Here is a 16027-nt window from a genome sequence, read left to right as displayed (position 1 = left end):
GCGCCGGTAGGGGTTTCCCCACCACCGGACCATGGGTCGCCGTGTACTCCCGGCCTCCCCCGCCGACCAGGCTGATTCCCATGAGAATCAGTGGAACCGCGGTGGTCGATCTGACCGGTGTCACCAAGACCTACGGCAGCACCACCCGCGCCCTCGACGGCGTGTCCGTCGCCTTCGCCGCGGGCTCGTTCAACGCCGTCATGGGCCCCTCCGGCTCCGGCAAGTCGACGCTGCTGCACTGCGCCGCCGGCCTGGACCGTCCCGACTCCGGGCAGGTCCGGCTCGCCGGGGAGGAGATCGGCGGGTTGCGGGAGCCGAAGCTCACCCGGGCGCGGCGGCGCCGGGCCGGCTTCGTGTTCCAGTCCTACAACCTGATGGACTCGCTCTCGGTCTGGGACAACGTCCTGCTCCCGCAGCGGCTGTCCGGCGTCCGGCCGGACCGGGCCTGGGCCCGTGACGTGCTGCGCCGGGTCGGCCTGAGCGGGCGCGAGCACGACCGGCCCGCGCAACTCTCCGGTGGGCAGCGGCAACGGGTCGCGCTGGCCCGCGCGCTGGCCGCCCGGCCGGAGATCGTCTTCGCGGACGAGCCGACCGGCGCCCTGGACCTGTCGACCGGCCGCGAGATCCTGGCGCTGCTCCGCGAGGCGGTCGACGACCTCGGCGCCACGATCGTCATGGTCACCCACGATCCGGTCACGGCCGGCTGGGCGGACCGGGTGGTGTTCCTCGCCGACGGCCGGATCGTCGCCGATCTGGCCGACCCGACCCCGGAGAAGGCGGCCGCGCAGATGATGGCGGTGGCGGCCCGATGATCCGGCTCGCGATCGGCACGCTGCGCCGGCACCGCGGCGTCTACCTGGGCACCTTCGTCGCCGCGCTGCTGGCGATCGCCCTGCTCGCCAGTGGCGGGCTGCTCCTGGCGTCGGTTCTGACCGCGCGCCCGCCGGCTGACCGGTTCGCCGCCGCCACCGTCGTGGTGGCCGGTCCGCACGAGGTCAGCATCACCACCACGCAGCAGAAGAAGAAAGACAAGGTCAAGACGAAGGTCAAGACCGAGCAGCTCACCGGCGCGCCCACCCTGCCGGTCAGGCTCGCCGACCGCCTGAAAACCCTGCCGTCGGTCACGGCCGTCGTCGCGGACGCCGCTTTCCCGGTACGGGTCAGCGCGCCGGACGGTCGTGCGGTGCGCGGCGCCGACGGGGCGCCGGTGATCGGCCACGGGTGGGTCTCCGCCCCGCTGACCCCGTACACCCTGCGCAGTGGCCGTGCTCCACAGCCCGGTGAGGTCGTCGTCGACGCCGAGCTGGCCCGCCGGGCCGGCGACACCGTGGTGATCACCACCCGGACCGGTACCCGGCAGTTCCGGGTCGCCGGCGTCGCCGCCCCCGCCGGACGTGACGCGCTGCCGGCCCAGGGCGCGATCTTCCTGGCTGACGCGGAGGTCGCCGCGGTCTCCGGAACGGACGGGCCGACGGCGCTGGCGATCGTCGCCGAGCCGGGCGCCGACCAGGCCGCCCTGGTCACGGCGGTGCGCGAGGCCGCTGGTGACGCCGGCGTCTTCACCGGTGACGACCGGGCCCGCGCCGACCTGCCCGGCGCGCTGCCCGACTACATCGCGCCCATCTCGATCTTCGGATTCGTCCTGGGTCTGACCGGCTTCGCCGCGGTCTTCGTGCTGACCGGCACCGTGACCCTCGGTGTGCGGCAGCGGCTGCGCGAACTCGCGCTGCTCCGCGCCGTCGGCGCCACCCCGCGGCAGTTGCGGCGCCTGCTCGGGTACGAGAGCGTGCTGCTGTCCGCCGTGGCATCGCTCGGCGGGGCTCCGCTCGGTATCGTGCTGGCCGAGGCGGTGGCGGCACGGTTCCGGCAGCTCGGGGTGGTCCCGGCCCAGTTCGAGGTCCGGGTCCAGGGTTTCGTGCTGGTGGCTGCCGCCGTGGCGGGCATGCTGGTGACCCTCGCCGGCGCCCGGCTCGCCGCCCGCCGCGCGGTCCGGATCGCCCCGACCCAGGCCCTCACCGAGACCGCGATTGCTCCCACCGGCGCGCTCCTCCCCCGGCTGCTGATCGCCGCGGTGACCACCGCGGGCGCGATCACCCTGCTGGCGCTCGTGCCGCTCGACGGGCCACTGGGCATGGGCATGAGCTTCGTCGCGACGGCGCTGCTGCTCAGCGCGGTGGCCGCCCTCGGCCCGCTGCTGGTACGCCTGCTCACCGGGCCGCTGTCCCGGATCCTCGGCGCCGGCAGCGCCGCGGGCTGGCTGGCCGGACTGGTGACCCGGGCGGAACGCCGGCGGGTCGCGGCGGTCGCCGTACCGCTGGTGCTGATGTTCGCGGTCAACGCGGTGATGCTGCTCAACAACGCGCTGGTGGCCGACCTGACCGAGGCCGAGCAGGCCGCCCGCACCGCGCCCGCGACGGCGCAGCTCTCGGTGCCCGCCGGGCTGTCGCTCCCGGACGCCCGGCGGCTCGCCGCCACCGGCGGCGTGACCGGCGCCGCGATCACCCTGCCGACCCGGGTGGTCGTCGCGCAGGGCGGCAAGCCGCAGGACTACGCGGCGCAGGGCCTGCTCACCACCGGGACGGAGTCCGCACTGGACCTGGCGGTGCGTGCGGGAACCCTGGGCGGGCCGGGCACGCTCGCCGCGAGCGCCTACCTCGCCCGGCAGTACGACTGGCGGATCGGTGACCGGGTACCGGTCTGGCTCGCCGACGGCCACCAGGTCCCGCTGCGGCTGACCGCGGTGTACGACCGGGCGCGCGGCTTCGGCGATCTCGTCCTGGACGCCGGCGTCGTCGCGGCACACGATCCGGCCGGCCTGGTGGGCGTGATAGCGGTGCGGTACTCCGGGGGCGTACCCGATGGGCTTGCTGATTTTCCCGGTCTGCGGATCGCGCCGACGGTGGCTGCGGCACCCGGCGGCGACGTGTCGGAGCAGCAGGGCGGATGGGAGCTCATGATGATCATCTCGCTGGGATTCACCGCGATCGCGGTGGTCAACACGTTCGCCATCGCCACCACGTCACGGCGGCGGGAGTACGCGGGACTCCGGCTGGCCGGCGCCACCCCCGGACAGCTGCACCGGCTCGCGGGCCGGGAAGCGCTGATCACGGTCGCCGTCGGCCTGGCGCTGGGCATGATCGTGACGAGCGTGGTGGTGGGCACCTTCAGCGCCGCCCAGGACGGCCATGCACGGGTGATTGTGGACATTCCGACGTACCTGGCGATGCTCGCCGGTGTCGGCGGTCTCGGGCTGCTCGCCGGGGCGCTGCCGATCCGGCTCGTCGTCGGCCGTCGCAGCCTGCCCGCGTCGGGATCATGACGTGACGTCGGGGTCATTGCGTAGCGGCCGGATCGGTAGGATCAGCGCGATGCTGCAGCGGACGGGACGGGCTCTGGCGTACCTGATCGTGGGTCTGCCCGCCGGCGTCGCCGGGTTCGTGTGGAGCCTGGCCGCCACGCTCGTCGTCGCGCTGACCTCGATCACCCATCTCGGCGGGCCGGCTTTCCTCGGCGCCTCCTGGGTCACGCGCCGCTTCGCGGACGCGGAACGACGCCGGGCACGCTGGGTTCTCGGCACACCGATCCCTTCACCGTACGTTCCCACCGGCGGCCGCACCGTCGGCGAACGGGTCCGCGCCGTGGTCGTCCAGCCGGCGACGTGGCGCGACCTGGTCTGGCTCGTGCTGCTCTTCCCGATCGGGCCGGCCGCCGCGGTGGCCGGCATCGTCACCGCGGTCGTGGAGCTCGGCATCCTCACCGCCGTGCTGTGGGCGTGGGCGGTGCCCAACCCGCACGCGCCCGAGCCGATGCGGTTCCTGATGACCACCGTTCCCGGCCGGCTGGTCCTGACCGTCCTCGGCGTGCTGCTGCTGCCGGTGGCCGGGTGGCTGATCCGTACCCTCGGCGGGTGGCAGGGCAGGGCCGCCCGCGCCCTGCTGGCGCCCGGCATGCACCGCCACCTGGTCGACGAGACGGCCCGGCTGGCCGAGACCCGCCGCCGCGTCGTCGACGTGCAGGCCGCCGAGCTGCGGCGTATCGAGCGTGACCTGCACGACGGCGCCCAGGCCCGGATCGTGGCCGCCGGTATGACGCTCGCGCTGGCCGCCCGCAAGCTGCGGCGGGTTGAACCGAACCGGCACGGACCAACGAACCAGCAAGAACCAGCAAATCGGCAAGAACCAACGAACCAGCAAGAACAGCCGGACACCGCCGCCGACATCGACCTGGCCCGCCGGCAGCTCGACGAGGCGCTCGCCGAGATGCGCCGGCTGGTCCGTGGCATCCACCCGCCGATCCTCACCGATCGCGGCCTGCACGCCGCCGTCGCCGCGCTGGCCGGGGACAGCCCGCTCACGGTGACCGTCCAGGGTGATCCCGAGGACCGTTATCCGGCCGCTGTCGAGTCCGCGGCGTACTTCGTGGTCGCCGAAGGCCTCGCCAACGCCGCCAAGCACGCCGGCGCCGGCCGGTGCACCGTCTCCCTGGGCCGATCGAGCGGCCGGTCGACCGGCACGGTGCAGGTCACCGTCACCGACGACGGTGACGGCGGCGCCGATCCGGCCGGCTCAGGGCTCGACGGGCTGCGCCGCCGGGTCGAAGCCCTCGACGGCACGCTGACCGTGACCAGCCCGGCCGGTGGGCCGACCGTCCTGCACGCGGAGTTCCCATGCGCATCGTGATCGCCGAAGACCTGCTCCTGCTGCGGGAGGGCATGGTCCGCCTGCTGACCGACACCGGGCACACCGTGGTGGCCGCCGTCGACACCGCGCCGGACCTGATCGCCGCGGTCACCGAGCACCGCCCCGATCTGTCCATCGTGGACGTCCGGTTGCCTCCCGGTTTCCGCGACGAGGGCCTGCGCGCGGCCCTGGAGCTGCGGGCAGCCGACCCGGACACGAGGGTGCTGATCGTCTCCCAGTACGTCGAACGCGCCTACGCCGCCGAACTGCTCGCCGACGGCCGGGGCGGCGTCGGATACCTCCTCAAGGACCGGGTGACAGCCCTGGACGACTTCCTCGACACCGCCGACCGCGTCGCCGCCGGCGGCACCGCGATGGATCCCGAGGTCGTCCGGCAACTGTTCAACCGCAGCAGCCGCGACCACGGCATCGAGGGCCTCACCGCCCGCGAACGCGAGGTCCTCGGCCTGATGGCGCAGGGCCTGTCGAACTCGGCGATCTGCGGCGCCCTGTTCCTCGCCCCGGTGTCGGTGGAGAAACACATCACCAACATCTTCGGCAAGCTCGACCTCCCACCCGCCGACGACACCAACCGCCGGGTACGCGCCGTCCTGACCTACCTCAATCAGTAACGCCCGGGCGCGACCGTGGCCTGCCGGATGTCGGCGCCAGCGGTGCGCCCGACCGGGCCTGCCGAGTGGTAGGCGTACCCATGACACAGCAGGGTGGGCGGCGTTTCAGCGTGTCGTGATGAGGTCGCACGGAACCGGTTCGTGTGCTGTCATCCCTGCCCTGGCGTTGATGGATCGCCACGAAGGCGTTGCGTGCGACCTGATTGATGTGCCGCCGGCGTTGCGTGCGACCTGGTCCCCGCGCCGCCTGGCGTTGCGTGCGACCTGATCGATGCCGCGCCGGCGAGGCCGAGCCGGAGTCGATCCTGGGCATCCAGCTGCTGCCGCTGAACTTCGGTGGGCTCGCTGAGTTTCACCCGCGGCGGCCGCGTCAGCGGCGGCTGACCGCCACGACAAGGTTGACCACCCCGACGGCGGAGAGCGTCCCCACCGCGATCCACAACCCGTAGGTGTAGCCGAACATGTCGCTGACCTGACCGTAGTGCTCCCACCGGCGCACCTCCGGCGAGGTCGTCCTGCTCAGCACCGCTGCCACCGCGTCCGTCGCGTCCCGCCGCGCCAGCATGGTCGCCCCGACCAGGAGGACGGCCGCGGGAAGGGCGAGCCCGGCGGTGGCGGTCGCACGCCAGTACCGCGACGGCAGCGCTGTGGCGGCGAGCGCCGCCGTCATGAGCACCACGGCCATCCACGCCACGGGCTGCGGCGGCAGCGGCGTGGGTGACGTACCGAGCAGTTGCCGTTCCCCCTCGGCGTCGAGGGTGCGCATCGGCCGCCGGGTCACGTCGTCGGTGAAGGCGACGGCAGGCTTCCCGCCGGCAACGACATCCACACCGGTGTACGTGACGCGCCATCGCACCTGTTGCTGCCCGCTCTCGCACGACGCGCTCATGAAGGGCAGCAACAGGCAGAGCCCCGCCATGATCAGACCTGCCGGGCTGAGGAGCCGCCGGGCCCGTCGCACCCTGGGTCTCCGCGCCGGCGCCGGCGGCTGGTGCAGGTCGTCATCGCGCACCGATCAACCTTGTCCGATATCCCGGCCGGCCGCCACCCCGGGCCCGCGCTCATCCGACGGTGACGGTGACGGTGTGCCAGCCGGTCGCACCGTCGGGGAACGGGGTGACCCGGGACTGCGGCTGGACCGCGCCGGTGCGGTCGGTGGCGCGGACCGCCAGCGTGTGGGACCCGGCCGTCGCCGCCCAGCTGTATCGCCACTGCGTCCAGGTGTCGACGGACGCCGTGGGCAGCAACTCGGCCTGCTCCCAGGGGCCGCCGTCGACGCTGACCTCGACGGCCGTGATGCCCCGGCGCTGGGCCCAGGCGACGCCGGCGACGGTGACCGGCCCGGGGCTGAGTTTCGCGAACGGCGCCGGGCGGTCGATGCGCGACGCGGTCTTCACGGTGCCTCCCGGCGACCAGCCACGCTCGACCCAGTACGCGTCGACCTGCTCGAACGTGGTCAGCTCGATCTCGGTCAGCCATTTGCAGGCGCCGGCGTACCCGTACAGGCCGGGGGTGAGCATGCGCACCGGGAAACCGTGCTCCAGCGGCAGCGGCTCGCCGTTCATGCCGACCGCCAGCATGGTGTCGCGTCCGTCGAGCGCGGTCGCCAGCGGGGTGCCGATGGTCATGCCGTCGACCGAGCGGGCCACGATCTGGTCGGCGCCGGCCCGGATGCCGGCCTCACGCAGCAGCGCCGCGAGCGGCACGCCGAGCCAGCGGGCGGTGCCGATGTACGGCCCGCCGACCTCGTTGGAGACGCAGTTGAGGGTGATGTCGCGTTCGATCAGCGGCTGGCGCAGCAGGTCGGCCAGGGACACCTCGATCTCCCGGTCGACCATGCCGTGCAGGCGCAGCCGCCACGTCGCCGGGTCGATCCGGGGCACGCTCAGGGCGGTGTCCACCCGGTAGAAGACGTCGTTGCCGGTGGTGAAGCCCGGGGCGGTTCCGCGGGGCAGGGCGGGCGCCGGGTCGGCGGGGGCAGGCAATCGGAGCATTTCCCGGGTACGGCCCGCGGCAGTCTCCTGCCGGCCCGCCAGCGACAGTGCGGTGGCCTCCGCCGCGCCCGCGCCGGCCGCGAGCAGCGCCAGCCGCATGACGAGACGCCGATCCACGCCCGGCTGAGCAGGGGTGGCCGGGGCTGCCTCGCGAGGGACGCCGGGGGTGGCCGGCGCTGCCTCGCGAGGGACGTCAGGGGTGGCCGGCACCGGCCCGTGACGGTCATTCGCGGCGGCGCCACCCTCGCGGGGACGGGTCAGCCACCACAGGGCAGCCCCCGCCACCACGGCGCCCAGCAGCGACGGCAGCGCGTCGACCGGGGTGGCCGCGGGCCGGGAGAGCGCCGCCGCGGCTCCCGCGCCGCCGAGGATCAGCGCACCCGCCGGGACGGCGAGGCGCCACCGGGTCGCCGCCACCCCGGCCAGCGCGGCGAGCAGCGCCAGGACGACGGCGATGCCGGTGAGCAGGATCGGTTTGTCGTGAGTGCCGAACTCGCGTACGGCGAACTCCTTGACCGCGGTCGGCGTGGCGTCGATGACCGCCGCGCCGACCGCGACCAGCGGGCCGGCCTGCGGCCGGGTCGCGGCCGCGGAGAGTTCCGCGACTGCGACCCCGGTGCCTGCCGCGACGATCCCGCAGAGCGCGCCGGACAGTGTGCGGCCCATCAGCTCTTCGGCATCAGGACGGAGTCGATGATGTACACGTTGGCGTTGGCCGTCTGCACGTTGCCGCAGACCACGGACGCCGCGTCGGCGACCGTGAAGTCCTCGCCGCTGCCGGTGACCGTGACCTCGTCGCCCTCCAGCGTCTTGTGGGTGCCGGCCAGGTCCGCGGGCGTGAGCTTCCCGGGCACCACGTGGTAGGTGAGGATGCTGGTCAGCGTCTTCTTGTCGGCGAGCACCTTGTCCAGCGTGGCCTTCGGCAGCTTGCCGAACGCGTCGTTGGTCGGCGCGAAGACGGTGATCCCGTCGGCCGAGTTGAGCGAGTCGACCAGCCCGGCCTTCTTGACCGCGGTGACGAGTGTGGACAGCAGCGGGTTGCCGGAGGCCGCGGTGGCGACCGGCACCTGCGCCATCGCCTGGAAGCTGCCCGCGTCGGACGGGTCGGTCGGCACCGCCGCACAGCCGGGGCCGAAGTTCGCCATGGCGTCGCTGCCGGTGCTCGGCGCCATGCTCGATGCCATGCTCGGCGCCGCGCTGGTCGTCGCCGGTGCGGCAGCGGCCGAGTCGCTGTTGTCCTCGGAGTCGCTGCCGCAGGCCGCGAGGGAGACCGCGAAGAGCGTCGCGGCGGTCAGGGCGGTGAGCTTCGTTGCACGCATGGGTTCAATTCCTCCTGTATCGGTACCTTCACCGATGATTCGGAACGAACCCCGCGCCGGATTGGTGGAAGATCAAATTATTTTCACGCCGGCCGTCATGTCCGTCGGCGTGGCCGAGCCACCGGGCGGTTCGATCGAGACGCCGACGACCGTCGCGGACGCCACCCGTTCCACGATCGTCACGCTCGCGGCCTCGCCGGGCGCCAGCACCCCTTCGGACACCGCCGTGCCGGAACGGACCGTCCAGAGCTGGAAGACCCGGCCGCTGCCGGGCGCGGCGTCCGCGGCGAGCATGACCACGCCGGCATCCCGCAACCGGGAGTACGCCACGGTGACCCGCCCGCCGTCGCGCAGCGTCTCACCGCGCACCTCCACATCGGGCGACGCGAGGATGGTACGGACACGCGCCTGCTGGTCACGGGCCGCCTCGGCGACCGACCGCTCCTCGCGTACCCGACTCTCCTGCACCGTGTAGACCGCCGTGCCGGCGCCGGCCGCGGCGATCACCACGGCGGCCGCGGCGCTGAGCAGATGACGCCGCGACAGCCGCGCCCGCGCCGCCGGGCCACCGCCGGCCACGGTCGCCGTGCGCGGTGGCAACTGCCGGGTCGCGGCGATCTCGGCGAGCACGGTCTCGCGCAGCCGCGGCGGCGGCACCGACCAGACGCCGTCGGCCAGGCGGGCGGCGGCCTCACGCAACTCCGCCGACTCGATCCGGCACGCCTCGCACTCGGCCAGGTGCCGCTCGAACGCGGCCCGTTCCAGATCGTTCACGGCGTCGAGCGCGTACGCCCCGACCAGCGAGTGAATGTCCGAGGTCACGCCGCCACCTCCACGCCCAGGCAGTCCCGCAGGCGGATCAGCCCGTCCCGCATCCTCGTCTTGACAGTTCCCAGCGGTGTCTTGAGCAGCTCGGCCACCTGCGGGTACGCGTACCCCTGGTAGTACGCCAGGGTGACCACCTCACGCTGCAGCTCGGTCAGCGTGTCCAGGCAGTGACGCACCTGCTGCCGCTCCAGCCGGCCGGACACCTCGTCGGCGACCACGTCGTAGGGCGTGTCCAGCGACGACGCGCCGACCCGGATCGTCCGGTCGGCGGCCGACTGCTCGGCGCGTACCCGGTCCACCGCACGCCGGTGCGCGATCGTGAACACCCACGCGCTCGCGGAACCGTGCGCGGCGTCGAACCGGGCGGCGCTGCGCCACACCTCCACCAGCACCTCCTGCGTGACCTCCTCGGCCAGCGCCGGGTCCCGCAACACGCGCCGGATCAGGCCGTAGACCCGGGGCGCGACCAGGTCGTACAGGCGGCCGAAGGCCTGCTCGTCGCCCCTGCCCACCGCCCTGAGCAGCTCGTCGGCCATGCTCGGTGACGCCGGTTCCGGGTCGGTCACCGGCATCAGGTGCTCCGCCCGGCGGCTGGTGCCGCGTTCCGCCATGAGGTTCTCGCCCTTCCGCCCACACACTGATCCAACCGTGATTCGGAGTCCCGGCATGTGCGGATGGGTCTGATCCACGACGAATTTCGCGACGGGCGCCGCCGCGGCGGTCAGCCGGCGGAGCGGGTCACCTCCGATTCCGGCTTCTGCGCCAGCCAGCGTTCGATGCAGGCGAGCAGGTCCTCCGCGTCGACGGGCTTGGTGACGTAGTCGCTGGCCCCCGAGGAGAGGCTCTTCTCCCGGTCGCCGTGCATCGCCTTGGCGGTCACCGCGATGATCGGCAGGCGGGCGTACTTGGGCATGGCGCGGATGGCGGCCGTGGCGGCGTAACCATCCATCTCCGGCATCATGACGTCCATCAGGATCAGGTCGATGTCGTCGTGCCGGGCGAGCACGTCGATCCCCTTGCGGCCGTTCTCCGCGTAGACGACCTCCATGCCGTGCAGTTCGAGGATGTTGGTCAGGGCGAAGACGTTGCGGGCGTCGTCGTCGACGACGAGCACCTTGCGCCCGGCGAGATTCCCGGCGGCGTGCGCCAGGTCCGCGACCGTGTCGACAGGCATCGACGGGGGCATGACCGGCCTCCCGGCGTCCGTCGACATGTAGAGCGTGATCCGCTCCCGCAGATCGTCGAGGCTCGACAGCGACTCCAGCGGCCGGGTCTGGGCGAACGCCTGCAGCAGCGTGTCGTTGCCCAGGGACGCGAGCTGGGTCCGGTAGACCAGGACCGGCAGATCGCGCAGCCGCGCGTCGTCGTGCAGCGCCTTGAGGAACCCGGGCCCGTGATCGGCCGGCATCGCCAGGTCCAGGACCACGAGGTGGAACGCCTGGGAGCGCAGCTCGGCGATCGCGGCCTCCGGGTCGACCGCCGTCACGACGTCGATCAGCCCGTGCGTGTCGGCGAGCGTCGCGGCGACACCCCGGGCGATCAGCGTCAGGAGCCCTTCCGCCTGGGACTCCACGACCAGCAGCCGGTGGGGCCGGCTCAGGTCGGCCTGCTGCGGCAGCGCCGGCAGCCCGGCGCCGAGGACCGGTTCCGCCGCCGGCGTTCCGGCCGCCGGCGCCGTCTGAACCGGCATGTAGAGCGTGAAGGTGCTGCCCTGCCCGAGCAGGCTCTGTGCGCTGATCTCGCCGCCGAGCAGCCAGGCGATCTCCCGGCTGATCGACAGGCCCAGCCCGGTGCCGCCGTAGCGGCGGCTGGTGGTGCCGTCGGCCTGCTGGAAGGCGTCGAAGATCGCGGTGAGCTGCTGCTCGGCGATCCCGATGCCGGTATCGGTCACCCGGAAGGCGATCACCGTGTCGTGCTCGGCCAGCGCCGCGGAGAGCTCCTCGGGCCGGGCCCGGTCGATGCGCAGCCGTACGCTGCCCTGCTCGGTGAACTTGACGGCGTTGGAGAGCAGGTTGCGCAGCACCTGACGCAGCCGCTGCTCGTCGGTGAACAGCTCGGTCGGCACGTCGGCCGCCGTCGACACCTGGAAGTCCAGGCTGCGCGAGGTGGTCAGCGGGCGGAACGTCGCCTCGACGTAGCCGAGCAGGTTGCGCAGCGCGACCGTCTCCGGCGTGATGTCCATCTTGCCGGCCTCGACCTTCGACAGATCGAGGATGTCGTTGATCAGCTGTAACAGGTCGGTGCCGGCGGAGTGGATGACCGTCGCGTACTCCACCTGCTTCGGGGTCAGGTTGCGGTTCGGGTTCTGCGCCAGCAGCTGGGCCAGGATGAGCAGCGAGTTCAGCGGGGTACGCAGCTCGTGGCTCATGTTGGCGAGGAACTCGGACTTGTACTTGGAGGCGAGGGCGAGCTGCTGGGCCCGGGCCTCCAACTCCTGGCGGGCCTGCTCGATCTCGGAGTTCTTGGTCTCGATGTCGCGGTTCTGCCGGGCCAGCAGCGAGGCCTTGTCCTCCAGCTCCGCGTTCGACCGCTGCAGCTCCTCCGAGCGCGCCTGCAGTTCCTCGGACCGGGCCTGCAGCTCGGCGGCGAGCCGCTGCGACTCGGTGAGCAGCACATCCGTACGGGCGTTGGCGACCATGGTGTTGACGTTGACGCCGATCGTCTCCATCAGCTGATCCAGGAAGTCGTGGTGCACCTGCTGGAACGGCGCCATGCCGGCCAGCTCGATGACGCCCAGCGCCTGGTCCTCGACCAGGATCGGCACCACGACCACCTGCATGGGAGCGAGCGAGCCGAGGCTGGAGGCGACGGTGAAGTAGTCACCGGGCATCTCGTTGACGACGATGCGCCGTTTCGCCACGGCGGCCTGGCCCACCAGGGACTCGCCGAGCGCGTATCGGTGCTCGCCGGCCCGGTGGCCGTAGGTGCCGACCACGCGCAGATCCGCGCCCGTACCGGTCTCCTCGACCAGCAGGAACGTGCCCAGCTGGGCGTTGACCAGCGGGGCCAGCTCGTTCATCACCAGGGAGGCGACCACCTCGAGGTCGCGGTGCCCCTGCATCAGCGACGAGATCCGGGCCAGGTTCGTCTTGAGCCAGTCCTGCTCCTGGTTGGCCCGGGTGGTCTCGCGCAGCGACTCCACCATGAAGTTGATGTTGTCCTTGAGCTCGGCCACCTCACCCGAGGCGTCCACGGTGATCGAGCGGGTCAGGTCGCCGGTGGCCACCGCGCTCGTCACCTCGGCGATCGCGCGTACCTGCCGGGTGAGGTTGCCGGCCAGCTCGTTCACGTTCTCGGTGAGCCGCTTCCACGTACCGGAAACGCCTTCGACCTCGGCCTGGCCGCCCAGGCGGCCCTCGCTTCCCACCTCGCGTGCCACCCGGGTCACCTCGGCGGCAAAGCTGGACAGCTGGTCGACCATCGTGTTGATGGTGGTCTTGAGCTCCAGGATCTCGCCGCGGGCGTCCACGTCGATCTTCTTGGTCAGGTCGCCCTGGGCGACCGCGGTGGTGACCTGCGCGATGTTGCGGACCTGGCCGGTCAGGTTGTTCGCCATCGAGTTGACGTTGTCGGTCAGGTCCTTCCAGGTACCGGCCACGTTCGGCACCCGCGCCTGACCACCGAGCTGGCCCTCGGTGCCGACCTCGCGGGCCACCCGGGTCACCTCGTCGGCGAACGCCGAGAGGGTGTCGACCATGGTGTTGATGGTCTGCGCCAGGACCGCGACCTCACCCTTGGTCTCCACCGTGATCTTGCGGCTGAGGTCGCCCTGCGCCACCGCGGTGGCGACCAGCGCGATCGAGCGCACCTGGGTGGTCAGGTTGGAGGCCATCACGTTGACGTTGTCGGTCAGGTCCTTCCAGGTGCCGCCCACGTTGAGCACCCGGGCCTGTCCACCGAGCCGGCCCTCGGTGCCCACCTCCCGGGCCACCCGGGTCACCTCGTCGGCGAACGCGGACAGCTGGTCGACCATCGTGTTGATGGTCTCCTTGAGCTCGGCGATCTCGCCGCGGGCGTCGACCCGGATCTTCTGGGTGAGGTCGCCCTTGGCGACGGCGGTGGTCACCTCGGCGATGCTGCGCACCTGGGCGGTCAGGTTGTCGCCCATGACGTTCACCGATTCGGTGAGGTCCTTCCAGGTGCCGGAGACGCCCTTGACGTCGGCCTGGCCGCCGAGCCGGCCCTCGGTGCCCACCTCGCGGGCCACCCGGGTGACCTCGTCGGCGAAGCTCGACAGCTGGTCGACCATCGTGTTGATGGTGTTCTTCAGCTCCAGGATCTCCCCGCGGGCGGTCACGGTGATCTTCTGGGACAGGTCACCGCGGGCCACCGCTGTCGCCACCTGGGCGATGCTGCGGACCTGGTCGGTCAGGTTGCCGGCCATCGAGTTGACCGAGTCGGTGAGGTCACGCCAGGTGCCGGCGACGCCGCTGACCTGCGCCTGGCCGCCGAGGCGTCCGTCGGTGCCGACCTCGCGGGCCACCCGGGTCACCTCGTCGGCGAACGACGACAACTGATCCACCATCGTGTTGATGGTCGACTTCAGCTCGAGGATCTCCCCGCGGGCGTCAACGGTGATCTTCTGCGACAGGTCACCGCGGGCGACCGCGGTGGTCACCTGCGCGATGTTGCGGACCTGGTTGGTCAGGTTGCCGGCCATGAAGTTCACCGAGTCGGTCAGGTCACGCCAGGTGCCGGCGACGCCGGGCACCTCGGCCTGCCCGCCGAGGCGGCCCTCGCTGCCCACCTCCCGGGCCACCCGGGTCACCTCGTCGGCGAAGCTCGACAGCTCGTCGACCATGGTGTTGATGGTGTTCTTCAGTTCGAGGATCTCACCCCGTACGTCGACCGTGATCTTCTGCGAGAGGTCACCCCGGGCCACCGCTGTCGCCACCTGAGCGATGTCGCGTACCTGGTCGGTGAGGTTGCCGGCCATCGCGTTGACCGAATCGGTCAGGTCCTTCCAGGTGCCGGAGACCGCCGGCACCTCGGCCTGCCCGCCGAGCTGCCCCTCGGTGCCCACCTCCCGGGCCACCCGGGTCACCTCGGAGGTGAACAGCGACAGCTGGTCGACCATGCCGTTGAAAACGGTCGCGATCTCACCCAGCAGACCGTCACCGTCCTCCGGCAGCCGGGTCCGGAAGTCGCCGTCGCGCACGGCGGTGAGCCCGGCCAGCAGCTGCCGCAGATCGCGATCGGCCACCGCCGCACCGGTGTGCTGATGCATGGTCATCTCGTCGCCCACAGGACCTCTCCGGCTTCCTCATCCGCACCACCGCAGCCGCATCACGGTGATCATCGGCGGTAAGTATGCACGCAGAGGTGGATCACCCTTCTATCGAGCGACGAGGCGCTTTCCGAGCGCTTCGACCAGCACGCCCGCGATGATCGCCTGACCCATGGCGGCGAAGTGGATGCCGTCCCGGCTGACCAGTCCGGGCCGGTCGTTGAGCGGGTGGTCCCAGCAGTCGGCGACCGTCACGTCGTACTCCGCCGCGAGAGCCCGGGTGATGTCGTTGAGGCGGGCGACGCGGTCGGTGAAGCCGGGTATGCCGACCGTGAAGGCCCGCCCGAGGGTGAAGACGCTCAGCCGGGCGCCTGTCGAGGACGCCCAGGCGTACATGGTCCGCAGGTCGTTCTCGATCCGGCCCCAGTCGAGGGAGCGCCGGATGATGTCGTTGGCGCCGCTGTTGAGGTGGAGAAGGTCGGGACCGAAGTCCGCGATGCGATCGGCCTGCTCGGCGAGCGCCTGTGCGGTGGTGGCGCCGACCCGGGCGGTGTTGAGGTAGGCGAGGCCGGGCTGGACCTGGCGCAACGCTTGCTCCACACGGGACGGCCAGCCCAGGTCGCCGTAGCCGGGTGTGGCGTCGCCGACGCCGAGGGAGAGGCTGTCGCCGAAGACGGCGAATCGTTTCCAGACAGCGCCGGAGAGGATCTTCGCGGCCTGCGTCGGCGAAAGGACGTCGGGGTCGGTGGCTTCGCTCATCACTGCCGCTTCACCTGCCTGCTTCGTAGTGAGTTGGGCAATCAAACCGACCCTGGCAGGGTCGGTTTGAAATCACAACCCACTGAGGGGAGAATTCGAGCATGCCGACAGCGCCCGCGGACCGGACCCCCAGGGACTGCACGATCGCCGACGCGCTGGAGGTGGTCGGTGATCGCTGGAGCCTGCTGGTGGTGCGGGAGCTGTTCTATGCGGAACGGCGGTTCACCGACATCGCGGCCAATACCGGCGCGCCTCGGGACATCCTCACCGCCCGGCTGCGCAAGCTGCTCGACTGTGGCGTCATCGCCCGGGAGCAGTACAGTTCGCGGCCGCCCCGCTACGAGTACCGGCTCACCGAGATGGGGCGGGCGTTGTCGCCGGTGCTGCTGACGCTGAAGCGCTGGGGTCACGAACACGTCCGAAAAACCGACGATCCGGTACGGTTCGACCACTCCTGCGGCCATGAATTGGTGGCCGAGGTGCACTGCCGGGCGTGCGGCGACCCCCTCATCACCGAGCCGGACTGAGTATTTTCGCCACCGCCGCGATCGTCGGCCGTCTACCGCAGTCCGTCGGCTCCACCCTCGGC

General features: G+C 71.9%; 12 protein-coding genes. 5 read left to right on the top strand and 7 right to left on the bottom strand.

All coding sequences use genetic code 11. From position 1 onward, the window contains the following. Positions 1 to 80 precede the first annotated feature (80 nt). Genes AMIS_RS14345 through AMIS_RS14330 form a run of 4 tightly spaced genes read left to right on the top strand, consistent with a single transcriptional unit; the run spans position 81 to position 5311 of the window. Positions 81 to 812 carry an ABC transporter ATP-binding protein gene (locus AMIS_RS14345; RefSeq protein WP_014443029.1) on the top strand — a complete coding sequence of 244 codons (732 nt, stop codon included), beginning with the start codon at positions 81 to 83 and terminating at the stop codon, positions 810 to 812. Next, positions 809 to 3319 carry an ABC transporter permease gene (locus AMIS_RS14340; RefSeq protein ID WP_014443028.1) on the top strand — a complete coding sequence of 837 codons (2511 nt, stop codon included), beginning with the start codon at positions 809 to 811 and terminating at the stop codon, positions 3317 to 3319. The genes AMIS_RS14345 and AMIS_RS14340 overlap by 4 nt, the downstream gene beginning before the upstream one ends. A gap of 49 nt (positions 3320 to 3368) precedes the next feature. Next, on the top strand, positions 3369 to 4679 hold the full coding sequence (locus tag AMIS_RS14335; protein WP_014443027.1) for a sensor histidine kinase: 1311 nt from the start codon (positions 3369 to 3371) through the stop codon (positions 4677 to 4679). Beyond that, complete coding sequence (locus AMIS_RS14330) at positions 4667 to 5311, top strand: response regulator transcription factor (RefSeq protein ID WP_014443026.1); 645 nt, start codon at positions 4667 to 4669, stop codon at positions 5309 to 5311. Before AMIS_RS14335 ends, AMIS_RS14330 begins: the two co-directional genes overlap by 13 nt. Positions 5312 to 5681: 370 nt before the next feature. On the opposite strand, the gene AMIS_RS14325 is transcribed toward AMIS_RS14330, so the two are convergent. From AMIS_RS14325 to AMIS_RS14295, 7 genes are all read right to left on the bottom strand, one after another. Further along, complete coding sequence (locus tag AMIS_RS14325; RefSeq protein ID WP_157434863.1) at positions 5682 to 6323, bottom strand: hypothetical protein; 642 nt, start codon at positions 6321 to 6323, stop codon at positions 5682 to 5684. 49 nt (positions 6324 to 6372) lie between these two features. Continuing rightward, positions 6373 to 7971, bottom strand: coding sequence for a molybdopterin-dependent oxidoreductase (locus AMIS_RS14320; protein WP_014443024.1), 1599 nt, complete (start codon positions 7969 to 7971; stop codon positions 6373 to 6375). Continuing rightward, on the bottom strand, positions 7971 to 8624 hold the full coding sequence (locus tag AMIS_RS14315; RefSeq protein ID WP_014443023.1) for a fasciclin domain-containing protein: 654 nt from the start codon (positions 8622 to 8624) through the stop codon (positions 7971 to 7973). The genes AMIS_RS14320 and AMIS_RS14315 overlap by 1 nt, the downstream gene beginning before the upstream one ends. Positions 8625 to 8696: 72 nt before the next feature. Continuing rightward, complete coding sequence (locus AMIS_RS14310; RefSeq protein ID WP_014443022.1) at positions 8697 to 9446, bottom strand: anti-sigma factor; 750 nt, start codon at positions 9444 to 9446, stop codon at positions 8697 to 8699. Next, the gene (sigK, locus tag AMIS_RS14305) at positions 9443 to 10063 is read right to left on the bottom strand and encodes an ECF RNA polymerase sigma factor SigK (RefSeq protein ID WP_041829773.1); all 621 of its coding nucleotides are present in this window, start codon (positions 10061 to 10063) and stop codon (positions 9443 to 9445) included. Before sigK ends, AMIS_RS14310 begins: the two co-directional genes overlap by 4 nt. A gap of 110 nt (positions 10064 to 10173) precedes the next feature. Next, positions 10174 to 14679, bottom strand: coding sequence for a HAMP domain-containing protein (locus tag AMIS_RS14300; RefSeq protein ID WP_041830848.1), 4506 nt, complete (start codon positions 14677 to 14679; stop codon positions 10174 to 10176). 108 nt (positions 14680 to 14787) lie between these two features. Continuing rightward, the gene (locus tag AMIS_RS14295) at positions 14788 to 15438 is read right to left on the bottom strand and encodes an SGNH/GDSL hydrolase family protein (protein ID WP_157434862.1); all 651 of its coding nucleotides are present in this window, start codon (positions 15436 to 15438) and stop codon (positions 14788 to 14790) included. Between the two features lie 101 nt (positions 15439 to 15539). Here AMIS_RS14295 and AMIS_RS14290 point away from each other — a divergent pair, with 101 nt between their 5' ends. Further along, positions 15540 to 15965: a winged helix-turn-helix transcriptional regulator gene (locus AMIS_RS14290; protein WP_014443018.1), complete on the top strand. Its 426-nt coding sequence runs from the start codon at positions 15540 to 15542 to the stop codon at positions 15963 to 15965. Positions 15966 to 16027 lie beyond the last annotated feature (62 nt).

Origin of the sequence: Actinoplanes missouriensis 431 (assembly GCF_000284295.1) — a bacterium.
Classification (GTDB): domain Bacteria; phylum Actinomycetota; class Actinomycetes; order Mycobacteriales; family Micromonosporaceae; genus Actinoplanes; species Actinoplanes missouriensis.
The sequence above is the reverse complement of the archived record's forward strand: the minus strand, read 5'-3'. Positions and strand labels throughout refer to the sequence as shown.